17 protein-coding genes are annotated in these 16,214 nt (G+C 44.6%); 12 read left to right on the forward strand and 5 right to left on the reverse strand.

The window, feature by feature from the left end; translation table 11 throughout:
- Window positions 1-439: 439 nt before the first annotated feature.
- The 7 genes from A5886_RS04570 (at window position 440) to A5886_RS04600 (ending at window position 5,971) form a co-directional block, all read left to right on the forward strand.
- Window positions 440-3,097 carry a cation-translocating P-type ATPase gene (locus A5886_RS04570; RefSeq protein ID WP_086273850.1) on the forward strand — a complete coding sequence of 886 codons (2,658 nt, stop codon included), beginning with the start codon at window positions 440-442 and terminating at the stop codon, window positions 3,095-3,097.
- 172 nt (window positions 3,098-3,269) lie between these two features.
- Entirely contained in the window at window positions 3,270-3,677 is a 408-nt protein-coding gene (locus A5886_RS04575; RefSeq protein WP_086273851.1) for a MarR family winged helix-turn-helix transcriptional regulator, read from the forward strand.
- Window positions 3,678-3,693: 16 nt separating this feature from the next.
- Window positions 3,694-4,329, forward strand: a complete 636-nt coding sequence (locus tag A5886_RS04580) for a nitroreductase family protein (protein ID WP_086273852.1) — start codon at window positions 3,694-3,696, stop codon at window positions 4,327-4,329.
- 25 nt (window positions 4,330-4,354) lie between these two features.
- Window positions 4,355-4,642: a putative quinol monooxygenase gene (locus A5886_RS04585; RefSeq protein WP_086273853.1), complete on the forward strand. Its 288-nt coding sequence runs from the start codon at window positions 4,355-4,357 to the stop codon at window positions 4,640-4,642.
- A 2-nt stretch (window positions 4,643-4,644) separates the two neighbouring features.
- On the forward strand, window positions 4,645-5,004 hold the full coding sequence (locus A5886_RS04590) for a DUF1304 domain-containing protein (protein WP_086273854.1): 360 nt from the start codon (window positions 4,645-4,647) through the stop codon (window positions 5,002-5,004).
- Window positions 5,005-5,044: 40 nt separating this feature from the next.
- Window positions 5,045-5,359, forward strand: coding sequence for a nucleoside triphosphate pyrophosphohydrolase family protein (locus A5886_RS04595; protein WP_086273855.1), 315 nt, complete (start codon window positions 5,045-5,047; stop codon window positions 5,357-5,359).
- A 78-nt stretch (window positions 5,360-5,437) separates the two neighbouring features.
- Window positions 5,438-5,971, forward strand: coding sequence for a GNAT family N-acetyltransferase (locus A5886_RS04600; RefSeq protein WP_086273856.1), 534 nt, complete (start codon window positions 5,438-5,440; stop codon window positions 5,969-5,971).
- Window positions 5,972-5,993: 22 nt separating this feature from the next.
- Here A5886_RS04600 and A5886_RS15750 read toward each other — a convergent pair whose 3' ends face one another.
- The 4 genes from A5886_RS15750 to A5886_RS04615 form a co-directional block, all read right to left on the reverse strand.
- Window positions 5,994-6,170, reverse strand: a complete 177-nt coding sequence (locus A5886_RS15750; RefSeq protein WP_179189966.1) for a hypothetical protein — start codon at window positions 6,168-6,170, stop codon at window positions 5,994-5,996.
- Between the two features lie 36 nt (window positions 6,171-6,206).
- Window positions 6,207-6,416: a hypothetical protein gene (locus A5886_RS04605; protein WP_086273857.1), complete on the reverse strand. Its 210-nt coding sequence runs from the start codon at window positions 6,414-6,416 to the stop codon at window positions 6,207-6,209.
- A 59-nt stretch (window positions 6,417-6,475) separates the two neighbouring features.
- Window positions 6,476-6,766 (reverse strand): hypothetical protein, encoded by a 291-nt coding sequence (locus tag A5886_RS04610; protein ID WP_086273858.1) that lies wholly within the window; start codon window positions 6,764-6,766, stop codon window positions 6,476-6,478.
- Between the two features lie 219 nt (window positions 6,767-6,985).
- Window positions 6,986-7,588, reverse strand: coding sequence for an ECF transporter S component (locus A5886_RS04615; protein WP_086273859.1), 603 nt, complete (start codon window positions 7,586-7,588; stop codon window positions 6,986-6,988).
- A 110-nt stretch (window positions 7,589-7,698) separates the two neighbouring features.
- On the opposite strand from A5886_RS04615, the gene A5886_RS04620 reads away from it, so the two are divergent.
- The 5 genes from A5886_RS04620 to A5886_RS04640 all read left to right on the forward strand — a co-directional run bounded on the left by A5886_RS04620 (window position 7,699) and on the right by A5886_RS04640 (window position 14,016).
- Window positions 7,699-8,307 carry a TetR/AcrR family transcriptional regulator gene (locus A5886_RS04620; protein ID WP_086273860.1) on the forward strand — a complete coding sequence of 203 codons (609 nt, stop codon included), beginning with the start codon at window positions 7,699-7,701 and terminating at the stop codon, window positions 8,305-8,307.
- 332 nt (window positions 8,308-8,639) lie between these two features.
- Entirely contained in the window at window positions 8,640-10,013 is a 1,374-nt protein-coding gene (locus A5886_RS04625) for a C40 family peptidase (RefSeq protein WP_086273861.1), read from the forward strand.
- A gap of 76 nt (window positions 10,014-10,089) precedes the next feature.
- Window positions 10,090-11,649 carry a glucosaminidase domain-containing protein gene (locus A5886_RS04630; RefSeq protein ID WP_086273862.1) on the forward strand — a complete coding sequence of 520 codons (1,560 nt, stop codon included), beginning with the start codon at window positions 10,090-10,092 and terminating at the stop codon, window positions 11,647-11,649.
- A gap of 187 nt (window positions 11,650-11,836) precedes the next feature.
- The gene (locus A5886_RS04635; protein WP_086273863.1) at window positions 11,837-12,610 is read left to right on the forward strand and encodes a putative ABC transporter permease; all 774 of its coding nucleotides are present in this window, start codon (window positions 11,837-11,839) and stop codon (window positions 12,608-12,610) included.
- Between the two features lie 206 nt (window positions 12,611-12,816).
- Window positions 12,817-14,016: a 3D domain-containing protein gene (locus tag A5886_RS04640; RefSeq protein WP_086273864.1), complete on the forward strand. Its 1,200-nt coding sequence runs from the start codon at window positions 12,817-12,819 to the stop codon at window positions 14,014-14,016.
- A 51-nt stretch (window positions 14,017-14,067) separates the two neighbouring features.
- On the opposite strand, the gene A5886_RS04645 is transcribed toward A5886_RS04640, so the two are convergent.
- Window positions 14,068-15,540: an AcpB/EbpR/MafR family transcriptional regulator gene (locus A5886_RS04645; RefSeq protein ID WP_086273865.1), complete on the reverse strand. Its 1,473-nt coding sequence runs from the start codon at window positions 15,538-15,540 to the stop codon at window positions 14,068-14,070.
- Between the last annotated feature and the right edge of the window lie 674 nt (window positions 15,541-16,214).

Raw genomic sequence — 16,214 nt, forward strand, 5'->3', positions numbered from 1 at the left:
TTCGTCGGTGAAGTCAACGATTCTGACAGATGTAATCTTGTAAATCACAAGATGCCTGATAAAACAAGAAATCTTAGGTACGATAGAGGATAGGTGGCAGATGATGGCATTGAATTGAATGCGCTTGCTTTTTAGAAAGAGAGTATCGCTCGTTAGCCAAACACCTGTTTTTTAACTTGATTTGTGAAGCAAAATTATTTACCCGTCCCCTTGATCCATGTTAGGTTAAATATAAGCCAAATGGTTTTTTCACAAGCTGATCTCGTTGGTTTAGTGGAACAGATATGTGTTGTTCCTGTTGTAGATGAGGATGCCCGTATGACTGTTATGACTCCAAGCACAAGTCCGTCACTTTACTTGAAGCCATTATTTGTTGTGCCTAAAATCAACGATCGATCGGTTCAGATAAACCATGCCAAAAAATAAAAGGAGGAATTTGATGGAGAAATTTTACCAGCAAACGACCGAAGACACGTTACAGCACTTTGAAAGTGACCGTCAACAAGGCTTAAGCAGCAAAACAGCCAGCCAACGATTAGAAAAATATGGAGAAAACACGATCCAGCAACAAGAGTCCCATAGTGTATGGGCATTGCTGTGGGACAATGTCAACAACTTGATTGTTTACTTGTTGATCGCAGCCGCGTTACTCTCTTTTGCGATGGGGGAAACAATTGAAGGAGTTGCCGTACTGATCGCCGTCGTGATTGCCGTGATGACTGGTTTTATCACAGAATTGCGGGCACAAAAGTCGATCGACTCCTTGCAAGACATGATTTACACTACCGCAAAAGTGATTCGTGATGGAGAAGTGACCGAGATCGAATCGGCCCAAATCGTTCCTGGCGATATTTTGGTCTTAGAAGAAGGCGATGCGATTGCTGCGGATGCCAGATTATTAGAAAGCAGCAATTTCGCTTCTATTGAATCTGCATTGACGGGCGAATCAGAAGCAGTTGACAAAGACGCCAATGAAACCTACGACGAGGATATACCATTAGGCGACCGCCGCAATGTGGTGTATGCCGGAACGGCAGCCACCCGGGGGAACGCCTATGCCGTCGTCACTGAAACAGCGATGGAAACAGAAGTCGGCAAAATCAGTGATATGCTGACTGGCGACAAGAAGCGCCGCACACCGTTGGATATTGAATTAGACAAACTAGGCAAAGCCATTATTATCGCGGCACTGTTTGCGGCACTAGCTGTCTTGATCGCTGGTGTGTTGACGGATCAGCCCTTTGTAGAAATGATCCATATCTCGATCATTCTCGCAGTTGCCGCAATTCCTGAAGCGATGCCCGCCGTCTCGACCATCACATTGTCCCGCGGTATGCGGATCATGGCGGAACACAAAGCGTTAGTCAAATCTTTATCCGCTGTTGAAACACTAGGGGCAACTAGTATCATTGCCAGTGACAAAACAGGTACATTGACCGAAAACCAAATGACAGTTGCCGAGCTGATTTTAGCCGATGGTGCTACTTATAAGGTTTCAGGAAATGGCTATGAACCAACGGGCAAGTTTTACGATACCGATGAAAATGAAATCAACGTCAAAGAAGAATCAGCCCTCCATGAGATGATCCGCAATGGTGCATGGTGTACCACGGCATCTCTTCGAGAAAATGAGGGGCAATTTGAGATCTTAGGCGATCCAACCGATGGTGCCTTTGTCGTTTTAGGCAAAAAAGAAGGCATTGATCGCCAAAGTGCGGAAGCAGAAGGCTTGAAAAAAATTGCCGAAATGCCTTTCGATTCCGATAATAAATTTATGGTGACCGTCTACGAAGGAGACAGCCGCACGCTGATCATCAAAGGCGCACCAGATGTCTTGATCGATTTGGCCAGTCCAGATGAACAGACCGCTGAGCAGTTGGCATCTTATAATAGTACTTTAGCCAGCCATGGCCAACGGGTGATTGCCGTCGGCCGTATCAATGACTACCAAGGTGGTACGGAAGAAGCCGATTTACGGGAAGCATTGCAAGACATCGAGATCCAAGGGTTTGCAGGTATCGTTGATCCGCCAAGAACGGATGTCAAGGAAGCCGTCAAAGTCGCACAAGAAGCCGGTATTCGGGTCAAGATGATCACCGGTGACCATCCGCAAACCGCTTCGATGATTGCCAAAGAGATCGGGTTGAAAGACTATGACAAAACAATGACCGGGAAAGAAATCGATGATGCTGTCGGTCAAGAAGGCTTCAACGAGCGCATTGAAGAAGTGGCAGTCTTTGCCCGCGTATCCCCTGAAAATAAATTACAACTGGTGGAAGCATTAAGGGAAGAAGGAGACATCGTCTCCATGACCGGTGACGGTGTCAATGATGCGCCGGCATTGAACGGCGCTGATATTGGGATCGCTATGGGCATCCGTGGTACAGAAGTTGCCAAAGAATCCTCAGATATGATCCTAACGGATGACCGCTTCGGCACAATCGTCGATGCCATCAAAGAAGGCCGGATCATTTTTGACAATATCAAAAAATATGTCTCTTTCTTGTTCTCTTGTAATATGGTAGAGATCGTCACTATATTCCTCAGTGTCATCTTCTTGATGCCGATCCCGATCCAACCCTTGCATATCTTGTTCTTGAACTTGGTGATCGATATCGCACCAGCTATGGCATTGGCATTTGAGCCAGCGGAAGATGATATTATGAAACGTCAACCACGTTCAAAAGAAGACAGTCTGGTCAATAAGCGTTTCTTAGGTCGAATCATCCTTAGTGGTGTCGTGATTGGTTTGGTAGCCTTCGGGTTCTTCAGTTATTTGATGCACACCAACCATGAATTGCAATATGCGCAAACAGCGACATTCACCTTTATGGCGGTGGCCCAATTGATGCATATCTTCAATGTCCGTAAGAGCAGTGGCTTTGGCTTAGACAAGTCATTCTTGAAAAACAAAGTCTTAGTCGGTGCGATGCTATTGTCAGTTGGCTTACAATTGTCAGCTGTCTACGTGCCATTTATGAATGACATCTTAGGGACCATGCCGATCCAATCGGGGACATGGGGCATCATCTTTGTTGCCGCAGCGATTTCCACACTTATCGTCATGGGTCTAAAAAAAGCATTCCAACTGAAATAAGCTACAAGCTGATCGAACAACAGTAGCTAAAACAAAGCTGTCTCAACGTGAATCGTTGCGGCAGCTTTGTTTTGTTCCAAAAATTGAATGCAACCTCTTTACAAATGTTCCTGAAAGGTTTATTATTGACGAGTCAACTGTTGACGAGTCAATAATGGAAGGAGCATCCCAGATGGAGTTGTCTACTTTAAGCAATATTTTGTATAAATTGAAGATAGCCAACCAAGAACTGACAGCCGCCTTTGAGAGAGAAACTGGCTTTAGTTTGACCCGCTATCAACTCTTACATATTTTGCAAACCCAGACACGCTGCACCCAGAATCAGCTGCAAACAGAACTACTGATCGATAGCGCAGCGGTGACGCGGCACTTGAAGATTCTAGAAGACAAAGGATTTGTGAACCGTACCCGCAACAAAGACAATAACCGCGAAATATTTGTCGAATTGACAGAAAAAGCGCGCCAAGATTTGGCTTCTTGTGCCGACAAACATGACCAAGACCAAGCAAGCTTAGGCATCCATTTGACCACAGCAGAAGCAACGCAATTGGTTTCGTTACTAACCAAACTCATTCAATGAAAGAAGGACATTATCTATGACAGAATATAGCAATAACAACTTCGCAGACCTCATTTTTGGACGGAAATCCGTTCGCGTATACGACGAAAACTACAAAATCCCACATGAAGAAATGTTGACCATGATCCAAGAATCAACCACAGCACCTTCATCTGTCAACATGCAGCCATGGCGCTTTGTCGTTGTCGAAAGCGATGAACAAAAAGCCAAATTGAAACCATTGATCCGCTTCAACGTGCGTCAAAACGACACGTCATCGGCAATGGTCTTGATCTTTGGCGATCTGCAATGCCATGAATTAGGGGAAGAAATCTATGACAAAGCTGTAGCAGCAGGCAAAATGCCCGCCGAAGTCAGAGATCAGCAATTAGCAGCAATCATTCCGCATTATCAACAGCTAACCAAAGCACAAATGAACGATGTTGTGAAAATCGATGCCAGCTTAGCTGCGATGCAATTCATGTTGGTGGCGCGTGCCCATGGCTACGAAACCAATCCGATCGGCGGCTTCGAAGCAGATCAATTGGCTGAAGCATTTGGGTTAGACAAAGAACGGTATGTCCCAGTAATGATACTGTCTGTAGGGAAAGCCAAAGAACTAGGGTATGAATCTGTTCGATTAGATGCAGCACAAATCACGACATTTTTATAAAAAAAACACATCGGAGGCAACTATCATGGAAATCATCAATGCCGTTTTTTATATCAAAGAGGACCAACGGGCAGCCTTTATGGAGGCGGTCCAACCATTACTGGCCTCTGCCAGAGCCGAAGCTGGTTGTCATGGCTACCATCTCTATGAGTCCATCGAAGAAGCCAATCGCTTCGTCATGGTAGAAAAATGGGCGGACCAAGCAGCAATCGAAGCCCATAATCAAACACCGGAATTGCAACATCTATTCAAGAACATGCCAGAATTTGCAGCCAAACCGACAGAAATCACAGTGACCCATAAAGGAGAATGAAGATGCGCTTACTTAGTATCGTATTGATTATTTTAGTCGCCTTCGAGTTTTTCTATATTTGGTATTTAGAGACCATTATGACCAAATCAGACAGCACGGCTAGGGTGTTTCATCTAAAAGAAAGCGATCAGACACAGCCCGTGGTGCAAACCTTATTCAAAAACCAAGGTGTCTATAACGGCTTGATCGGCATCGGACTGATTTACAGTGTGACCTTTGCTCAAGCCACGTTAGAGATCGCCCGTCTTTTACTGATAGGCATTATCCTTGTGGCAGCCTATGGCAGTTGGACCAGCGACAAGAAAATCATCCTGACCCAAGGTGGCTTAGCGATCATCGCATTGATCACAACCTTTTTCTAATAGTCGAGAAAAATCAATAGCTAAGAAAAGAGGAATCATGATGGACATCAATACATTCAATGCGCGTGCCCAAGCAATCCGCGAGCGTTATCACGCACTAGAAATAAAACAAAATGGCCAACCATGGTCAGTCGAACAAGATGCATTGGCTTTTCTGACGGATGCGGCACTTGTGGGTCGACTTGTGATGGACAAAGAAGAAAGTTGGCCTACCAGTCAAACAGAAACCAGTTTGGCCTACAAAATGGGCGAAACCATCTGGTGGTTAGCCAGTATCGCCGAGGCAGAATCCATCGATTTGGCCACTGCAATGGAGGACTTCCTGCGCAGTCGGGAAGAACATCTAGGGTTGTAAGAAAATAGGGCTGATAGACGCGAATGCAGCAATTTTAGTAACTGCTACTTTTCTTTGAAGATGAATAAGAGGTGACCCTTGCTCCAAATCAAACAAATCACAGAAGCCAATCAAAGAGACATCCGCATCAAAAACGAACCCTTCAAGTTGTGGGGCAAAATGATCCCATTATACACTGATCAAACTTGGCGCCATCAGATTGAGACCTTTCCCGCTGAGACAATCAGTCAGATGTGTTTTCCTGATGAGAAGTATGACTTTCAGCAAATGAAAGACAACACCGTCTTCTTCGGTGCCTATGATCAGGACACGTGTATCGGATTGGCGGTTGTCCAAAAAGGTTTTTTTCGCTATGACTATTTGTATGATCTGAAAGTCAATCAAGCCTATCGGCAACAAGGGGTTGCCCATCGCTTGATCGAAGCAGCAGCCAAATGGGCGCAGAATCAAGGGCATCGAGGAATCTACACGATTGGTCAAAACAACAATCTATCGGCATGTTTGTTCTATCTAAAGGCAGGCTTTCGCATCGGCGGACTGGATACAGAAGTGTACAACGGTACCCAACAAGAAGGCAAACACGATATTCTGTTCTATCTTGACGCACCATAAGCAAAAAAAATAAGCGTAAAGCTTATTTTTTTTTGCGAAATAGTTCTTGATCAGGATCCGTGTAGTAGTCTGGATTCAACTCATCATCGATCGACACACCGAATAGAGAAACAAGACTCGGTGCAATCCCGAGGACACCAAGGACGATTGTAATAGGGATATAGACTTTCTTCTGTTTGTACCAAGGGTCTTTCGCCATCTAACACACTCCTTTATTCGTGCATGATATACGGAATCAGTGATCTGTCTTTTTGTTACGCTGATTATGATAACACTTGATCAATAAATCAATCGCAAAGAATATAGCCAGTACAATCATAAATTGATTGACCATCTGGATGATTGGTAATGCGTCAATTGAATAAGACCCCATCAGGACTTCGACACCGTAATAGAGAGTGATAAAGAACAAGGCAGTAAGTATGTTGCGTAAGAGTAGTTTCATGGAATCCTCCCAAAATGTATGGCTTCAACAAACGAGATGAACAAGGTTGACCATTGCTGCTATCCTAATAGAAACAGCCAAACGGCAACGCTGATTGCTATAGCAACAAGTTCACACAGAAATTCAATGAAGAGACTGCCATCGTTGAAAAACACCGTATAGGTTGTCTTTCCGCTAAGCAATTGGATGCCACCGTAATCAGGTGGATACATTGAATTGAATAAAGTGCTAATCATGCCCAACGCAATACCTTGATAAAATCGATCGTCTACCGCTAAATACACCGCGAAAGACAAAACCAGAATGTGAGTGATCCGCATATACCGTACATTCTTCAATGTGATCGCCAACAAACAACCTCCTATATGCATCAAATTGAAAACACAAAAAAATATTCTTAAGATTATAAAATAATGATACCACATCCAATCAGATTTACCATGCATATCTATATCATGTGACAAGAATGATAGATGCAAAAAACGACCCAGTCCACAGACGGGTCGCTATAAAAAGAATCAAGCTAGTCAAGGTACCTTTTCACCTAGAAAAATGATAGGATAGACGTATCAGCGATTATCTGGTCGCAAGCTCGTAGCTGCAAACAATGCTTTGACCAAAATAGGTGTCAAGATGGCTGCAGTAATGACTTCAGAAACACCATTTGTCAAGGCAATCCCGCCTAATGTCACAAATAGCGCCGAGGTATCGACACCATAGGTAGTGGCTACTAACCCAGTGTACAAAAGTCCCATTAGCGACAAGACCAGCACTGTATTGGTGATCGTGCCGAAGATGGCAGCTACAATAGATGCAGCGACAACTTTCTTGGTTTTCTTATAGATAAGAGTAAAGAGCAGACCAGCGACCAATCCCACTAAGACACGAGGCACGACAGAAATGATTGGATTGGTGAAAACAGCGATATCCAAAGGCGTCGTAGGCGAAGTAAAGGCTCTAAAAATCGTGAACAAGCCCCAAATCAAGCCGATGAACATGCCGTCTTTTGTCCCTAGCACAATGGCCGCAACGATGACCGTGACATGGATAATGGTCAAACTAGTAATGCCTATGGGAATATAGCCGAGGAAAGGCACCATGGTTTGTAAAATAATAATTGCAGTGAGAATGGCACGAATCACCAAACGGTAGGTTTTGCTTTTTGTATTCATAGGAACACTCCTTTTATAAAAATGACATGCGTGTCATTTAGTAGTAAACTGATTATACAACAGAATGACACACGTGTCATTAATAAAGTCGCGAAAGGAGACATCAGTGGATGACACATGCCGAACGATCGAAACCCAAAGATAAGAAACAACAAAAGCGCGAGGCTATCATCGAAAGTGCCAAGATCGTCTTTAGTAAGAAAGGCTTGATCGATGCCACTATGAAAGACATTATCGAGGAATGCGGCATTAGTCGCGGTGGTATTTACCTCTATTTTCAATCCGTTGATGAAATTTTCTTGGCGGTGATAGAGCAGCGGTCGCAACGCAAGTTTGATGATGTGCGTGAAATGATCACGGACCAAGTGCCTTTCGACACGATTTTGGACAAATATTTCGCGGATCATCGCGGACGCTTGCTGCACAGTATAGCCGACAGTATGCTGCGGGCGATGTATGAATACTACTATACCCACAAAACAGCTGCCTCGCGTTCGTTGCAAGAAGCCCAACTGACAGAAACCAAACGGACGATCCACGAGATTTTCCAAGTAGGCGTTGCACAAGGTGTATTGCGAGATGAAGATTTAGAAGTGATTGCCGAAAATTATATGTTCGTGATTGAAGGACTCGGCATCCTCGCACTGACTGGTCATCTCAGTCCAACCACCATCGATAACCAAATCCTCATGATGCGGCGCTTGCTGCCGTATCGCTAAATGAACCCAAAGCCGACAAGCGCTGTCTCTGACAGATCTTGCCGGCTTCTTTTGCGATTGGTTTTGTCATCTTGATGAAATCTAGAACGCAAATTATTTATTGGCTAGACAACCGGGTGAAAAGACAAGGCAGTGATCAAAGGTTGATAAAACAAGGAACCAAGATGAATGTTCCCCTAAGAAAAACCTATGGTCGATTTAAAATAACGATAAAATGCCGATGTAATCAAATTGTTAATCAGAGACGATTGGGTTTGGAGAAAATCTATGGTAAACTTATAAATGTCAAATTCATTTAAAAAAAAGGTTTTATTTGAATTAAAGGAGGAAAAATGAAAAGAAAACTTATCACTTCATTCTGTTTGTGTGGTTTGACGATCTCGCTTTTTGCAGTGCCTGCACAGGTATCAGCGACTGATTATGATCAAATGATTCAACATAAAAATAACGAGATCAATCAATTGCGCTCGCAGCGTCAAGCGGTTCAGCAACGGATCAGCCATTTGAATCAGGAAATCGGCTCGATCAATCAAGAAGCGCAGGCGTTATTGCAAGCGCAAGATAACTTGTATGCAGTCATCGATCAGCTTGAAGAAGACATCGAGCAATTGCAGACCAGGATCGATAAACGCGCAGCCAATATTGAAGAACAAGCAAGGGAAACACAAGTCAATGGCAAAAGCGATCAACTGATGCATGTTGTATTAGAAGCAGATTCTATCAGTGATTTTGTCGGACGGCTCCATGCCATGACCACGATTATACGGGCGAACAATCAGATGATCACACAGCAAAAGACCGATCAAGAAGCGCTTGCCAGCAAACGCGTCGAATCACAAGAGAAAATGCAAGATCTGCATGACACACAAAGCCGTTTAGAAGCGCAAAAAGGTGAACTTGAAAGCAAACAAGCCGACTTGAATGTGGAAGTCAGCACCTTAGCGTATCAAGAATCATCAAAAGAAGATGAGAAACAGCAATTGAAAGCCGAGAAAGATGCTTACGAAGCGGAACAAGCACGCATCCGCGAAGAAGCAGCGCGGGCCGCAGCAATGCAAGCGCAAATCGAAGCAGAACGCGCAGCCCAAGAAGCGATCGTTGTGGCTGTCCCTGACAATGAAGCGGAAGCTGAAGCAAACACAGCGGAAGATGCAACTGAAACAGTCAGCGACGTACCTGCAGCAACGCCTGAAGCAGAGCAACCTTTGACACCAGTCGACACACCGGCTGTTACTGTCCCTGTCGAAGAAGCGCCGTCTACGCCATCAACGCCGTCTATTCCAACGCCAGCACCAGTAGAGCAAACACCAGTGCCAGCGCCAAAACCTACGCCGGCACCTGCACCGGCATCGAATGGCTCAGCAATCGTTGCCGAAGCCTATAACCATATCGGCAAGCCTTATGTATGGGGTGGGAAAGGACCGGATGTCTTCGATTGTTCTGGATTTACCCGCTATGTCTACCTGCAAGTGACAGGTCGTGATATCGGCGGATGGACAGTACCGCAAGAATCTGCAGGAACAGTGATTGCTGTAAGTGAAGCCCAAGCAGGCGATCTCTTATTCTGGGGAAGTGCCGGGAGTACCCACCATGTAGCAATCGCACTAGGCGGTGGACAATACATTCATGCCCCAAGACCAGGCAAAACAATCTCAGTCGGCTCAAACAGCAGTTGGGCACCAAGTTTTGCAGTTCGGGTCAACTAGAACCATAAAAAAACGATAACGGGCAAATAGGTTATCGTTTTTTTTCAAGTCAAAACATACAAATAAGGAGCAAAAAATGGAGAGCAGAAAAACAATTAGAAGACGACTCAAGCGTCAGCAAAGCAATGCGTTATGCAAAAAAGGAATCGCATTGACGACGATTTGTGCGTCCACCATGCCGATGATGCCACTGACGGTTTTGGCCAATGATGACACGGAAGAGACACATCGCGTTCATGTGGTAGATAACACTGAAGACCAGCATGATCTGCAAACGGAAGAAACAGTGCAAAGTCACCCTGAAGAAATGCCTTCAGACACAGTGAGGGAAGATGGGCAAGAAGAACTCACTGTGGTGGATGATCAGTCGTCTACAGAAGATACAGCTGTGGCAGAATCTGACATTACACCAGAAGACTTCCCACAATTAGTGGAAGAGGATCCATCCCAGGGTGAAGCGCAGCCGGCGATCGTTGACGAAGGACAGGTATTGCCTTATGAAGATTTGACAAATGCACGTTCCGCCAATCCGCAAGCCTTTATTCAACAGGTGGGACCAATGGCGCAACAAGTAGCCGGTGCCAATGATTTATATGCATCGATCATGATTGCGCAAGCAATTCTTGAGTCGGGATGGGGTCAATCCCTTTTGACACGCCAAGCGAACAACATGTTCGGAATCAAAGGCAGCTACAATGGGCAATTTGTCGAAATGAAGACATTAGAAGATGACGGCAAAGGCAATTTGTACGAAGTCGTTGCCCGTTTCCGCAAATATCCCTCATTGCAGGAATCCTTTGCGGACAATGCCCATGTATTGCGGACGACCTCCTTTACACCAGGCGTTTTCTTCTACTCAGGTGCGTGGCGCTCGAATACCAACTCCTATCGCGATGCGGCTCACTGGTTGCAAGGGCGCTATGCCACAGATACCACCTATGCGAGCAAGTTGATCAATCTGATCGAGACCTACAATTTGACGCAATATGACAGCGGCACAAGTGGCGGCAGCAATCCTGGCAGCAACAATACCCAAGAAACAGCCATCAATCAACAATTCCGGACGACTGCTGCTTTAAATATCCGCCGCGATGCGTCAACAAGTGCCAGCATCACCGGCACACTTGCCAACAACGCGACATTCCAGGCAGTGGCCAGCAAAACCGGCACCAGTGTCAATGGCAACACGACGTGGTACCGTATCAACGGCCGCGGTTGGGTCAGTGCAGCCTATGTAACGAGTGTGAACAATAATACCAACAATCAAGAAACAGCCATCAATCAGCAATTCCGTACGACAGCGGCATTGAATGTTCGGGCAGATGCCTCAACATCCGCACGGATCACAGGATCTTTGGCACGACAAGCGACGATTCAAGCAACCGCCAGCAAAACCGGCACCAGTGTCAATGGCAATAATACATGGTACCGCATCAACAATGGCTGGGTCAGCGGGGCTTACTTGCAGTCTGTATCAGCTAGCAATACCAGTAGCAAAACCCATACCGTCAAATCAGGCGACACCTTGTGGCAGATTGCCCAGACAAATGGTGTGTCAGTCAATCAATTGATGTCATGGAACAATCTGAACAGTTCGATGATCCTGGTCGGTCAGCGATTGATCGTGGCCAGATAACGGTCTTTGATCTGAAGAAACGAATATACCAGCGATTCGCACAAAAAAGGCAGCGCCAGAATATCTGGGCATGCCTTTTTTGCGTCAACGGCTGTCAGATTCCACTATAGAATAGTGGGCGGAAGAGGTATACTTATCCTATATCCATCTGTGACAGCACAGATAACTATCTATACAGGAGGAAACAATGACAACCTTCAATGTGATCGTCTTACTATTCTTTATGTACAGCTTTATCGGCTGGCTCTGGGAGACCATTTACTGCTCCTTCAATGCCGGTCATTTTGTGTACCGTGGGTTTTTGATCGGTCCTATCACGCCGATCTATGGCTTCGGGATCCTCGGTGTCGTGTATTTGCTCAAGCCAATCCATGGGTCAACAGGTACATTGTTCCTCGCAGCCGCTTTATTAGTGACGCTCTTAGAATATGTGACTAGTTTTCTATTGGAAAAATGGTTCCATGCATCATGGTGGGACTATCAGGACGTTTGGCTCAATATCAATGGGCGCGTGGCACTACCAATCTCGGTCTTTTGGGGCGCTTGTTGTGTGGTGATTGTGCGAGTGGTGCATCCGTGGCTGTTGTCGTTCGCAACTTGCCTGTCTGCCACCATCGGCTTTCTGCTGCCAGTTGCCCTATTGATGATCCTGTCCTTTGATTTGGGGGTAACGCTGGCGAATATGGCCGGCTTCCAACGGGCGGTCAAACGACTCGAACAAGAACTCGAACACCAAAAAGCCTCAGCGGACCACTATATCGAAGCCATTGCCGACAAACGGCAAACCTGGCAAGAACGCCTGCAGAAAGTGCCTGTTGAATGGCGAGAGCTGAAAGAATCCTTACCAAAACTCAATTTCCAACAAAGAAGACTCCTAAAAAACTTCCAACGACTCAAAGTAGACAATATTACAAACCTACAAGAATTGAAAAGTTTTATAGAGGAATTACGCAAGAAATAAGCAGATTGTTACATTCATGTTACAATGTGGCAGTCCAAATGAGAGCGATGAGGTTCAGCTTTATCCCCAGTTTTTATAAAAATTTTACATTTTTGCCCTTTCTACGCATGATTTGTAATAAATTGTAAAATCTCTGCAACAAAACTCCCTTGCTTAATTTGTATAATAGAAGCGTTGGAAACCAAAGTGAAAAGTGAGGGAATTTTTTGAAAGCCAAAAAAATAAGAACAATGCTCGTTGCCATCGTGGCAGCTGGAACCGTTGCTCCGATTTTTGCGCAGGCTGAATCGCTTGAATCATTGCAAGAACAAGAAAGTAGTGTCTTGCAACAAAGCCAAGCAATCAGTGCCGAAGTACAAATCGCTTTAACTGATGTCAATAATACTTACAGTGAAGTAGAATCTCTGAAAGCGCAAATCGCAGAAAACGAAGAGACGCTGGAACAAACGAAAGCAGACATCGCCACCGCGCAAGATACAATTGAAAAGCGTGAAGCAGTCGTCGCTGAACGAATGAAAGATATCCAAGTCAACGGGGGTGCAACACGTGACTGGACCGTCTTACTCGAATCAGCAAATATCCAAGATTTCATCAATCGAGCCTATGCGATGACAATGCTTCAAAATCTTGAAAAAGAGAAAATCGATTCTTTGACTAGCGAGAAGGAAAAACTTGAAACATTGCAAGACAAAGCCGAAGCAACCCAAACCAGCTTGACTGCTGATCAACAATCTTTGGAAGAACAAGCCAAAGCATTAGACAGCAAGATCAGCAATTTGCAAACACAATTGAAAGACAACGAATCAACCTTGGCCAAAATCGCATCCAGCAAAGAAGCCGAAGAATCTCGTTTAGCTGCTGAAAAAGCCGCAGAAGAAAAAGCGGCCAAAGAAGCAGAACAACGAGCCAAAGATGAAGCTGCCGCCGCAGCCAAAGCAGAAGCAGAGGCCCAAAGCCAAGCCGCAGCCAAAGAAACAGGTGCCAGCAGTTCAGCTTCTGACAGCGCATCGTCATCAAGCAGCAGTTCATCATCAAGCAATTCAAGCAGCAACACATCAACGAGTACCAACGATTCATCCAGCAGTAGCAGCAATGATACCAGCAACTCAGGGTCAACCAGCGGCAAGACCATGATGATGGAATCAACGGCTTATTCTTATGCCGAAGCCGGTGCCAGCTATTTCACAGCCAGCGGCACAGACTTGCGGAATAACCCAATGGCCGTCGCCGTTGATCCAAGCGTGATCCCGTTAGGCACACTCGTCAATGTTGAAGGCTACGGTGTTGCATTGGCACTTGATACAGGCGGAGCAATCAAAGGAAACATCATTGATGTCCATTTTGATAATGAACCAGAATGTCTTAGATGGGGCCGTCGTCAAGTCAAAGTGACAATATTAGAGTAAAGAGTAGAAGACCTTTTCGCAAAGGTCTTTTTTTTACGAAAAAAATCCGCATCAACTCGGTTCAGCCAATAGCGGATCTAGTTTTTGTTCTAAAGACTCCCAGTCCTGTTTGTCAGGATACGGGCGAAATAGCAGACATTCGATCGACCCATACTCTGCTGCATATTCAGCGTAGTTGGTCACGATCAAGTCAATTTGATTGCGTTGGAAATACTCAGGAGACAATTCATTTGAATCAGGAAAGAAAAATTGACGGGATCTGCGAATATAGCGGGTAGCAGAACTCTTCAGAAATTGACAGACAAAGTGAGAGCCCTCAAAGAGAAAGACGACATTCTTGTGACTTTGCCAATACAGAGATTGGATCGAACAAGCATACAAGGTCAAGCTGGACATGATATGGGTCAAGCTTTTGGCATCCCACATATACGCATATTCACTCTTTGCGCGAAAGAATGCTTGCACACGACGCCACTCATCGGGGAAGGATTCTTTCACGAATGTATTGACTTCGGGCGTGTTGTGATTGAGCAAAGGCGTCATCAATTGCTTCATATAAACAACCGTAAAGAAAGACTCAAGCAAGATCCGCTCGCGACCGGCATTTCTCGTGTCAGTAAGAAACGTCTCCACCAAGTCATGGACCAACGGCTTGATTTTCGGATATTGGTTGTATTTGCGGCAAAAATTCTTCTCACCCCTCAGATCATTGATCGACCGTCGGCCAAAGACCAAAACAAACAGATGAACCAATTCATCCTCAGGCAACACTTCTTGATAATGTTGGTCAATAATCTGGTTGATTTGGGCAAAGGCAATGAAATCAGATTGCTTCGTGACTAATGCAGCCAACTTCGGTGCTTGTTCAACCTGATGACCACTACAGAAGCGCTCCAACGTGATGTACAGGTAGTAGTTAAATTCACCAAATGAACAGGATTGATTCAAATACTGTTGGCAATCAGCAAAAAGGGTCAGTGTCACGTCGTGAACAGCGATCGGCGGAAAAATCGTGTGGGCAGTAATCTCCGATTCATAATAAAAATCATGAAAAAACTTGCGAATATGACTTTCTTTGCCCACCAAGCTCACAGGAGAATACTGCATCTTCAATTGATACATCCGCAAGACAGGATGGATTTTCTTCAAATAGCGCAAGACAGTACTTTCTGAAATATGATAGGCTTCCGCCCACTCCAACGAACTGCGCAAATCATTTTGAAAAATACTTTCTATTATATGGAAGAGCAATTCGTCGGCGATCAGTGCGCGTTTGGCTGTTAAATATTGTTGCGGATGGAGAATGTCAAAGACGTAGCCGCGATGAGACGATTCAATCGAAACAGCATCATCAAAGTGTGCCTTCAGATCATTGATATCTGTCACGATCGTACGTGACGTACTGTTAGAGACGTGCGCCAGAGATTTCGTGGAGCAGACAGGATTTTCTTCGAAAGCGGCTAAGATACGCAACCAGCGCAAGGTAGCGGCATTGGTGACAAAGTGGGTCTGAATGGTTTTCAAGATGCTGCTCCTTTCTCGATCGACACAAGTGGTTTCTACTAACTATTCATCTATATACCTATATTAATGAAAATAATCATGTAAAAACAAATCACCAATTTCCTCGGATGAGGAAAAAAATGAAGTTTTGTGAAAAAAGAGCCGAGAAAGCCAACATCAAAGACCAACTCTCCACTGTTCCAATGGTCCTGTGAGGCAAGAGGGATCAACAAGCAAGAAGGGGATATAAGCCATGTCGGAACAATTTCATAGTCATCTGCAAATATGTGGAAAAACATATTGATGGTTAAATGTATAAGCATAGCAGCCGTGAGAGCGGATACAAAAATGAGGAAAAGAATGTACAAAGGTGGGAATTGACATTTATTTCTGTACGATGTCAACCAAAAAACAATTGACTTATAGCGCAGAACATTTTAATATTCACTATGTTATAGTTGGAAAATAATTTCAATAACTAAAATTATACTCTCGAAATATTTTATTGCGCATATATTTTTTATTTTATCATCACAGAAATAAAAGTTATGCAAAAGGGGAAGGAATGGCGTTAAGATGTTCTTGCGCTTGAATTCTTCGAAGGATAAAAAAATAGCGCGGGATTATTTTATTGATTTCAAATAACAAATGTAATTGACTTTTAGGCGTGAAAACCATACACTTTACTTGCTGTA

It is taken from the genome of Candidatus Enterococcus testudinis (genome assembly GCF_002140915.1).
Taxonomy (GTDB): Bacteria; Bacillota; Bacilli; order Lactobacillales; family Enterococcaceae; genus Enterococcus_D; species Enterococcus_D testudinis.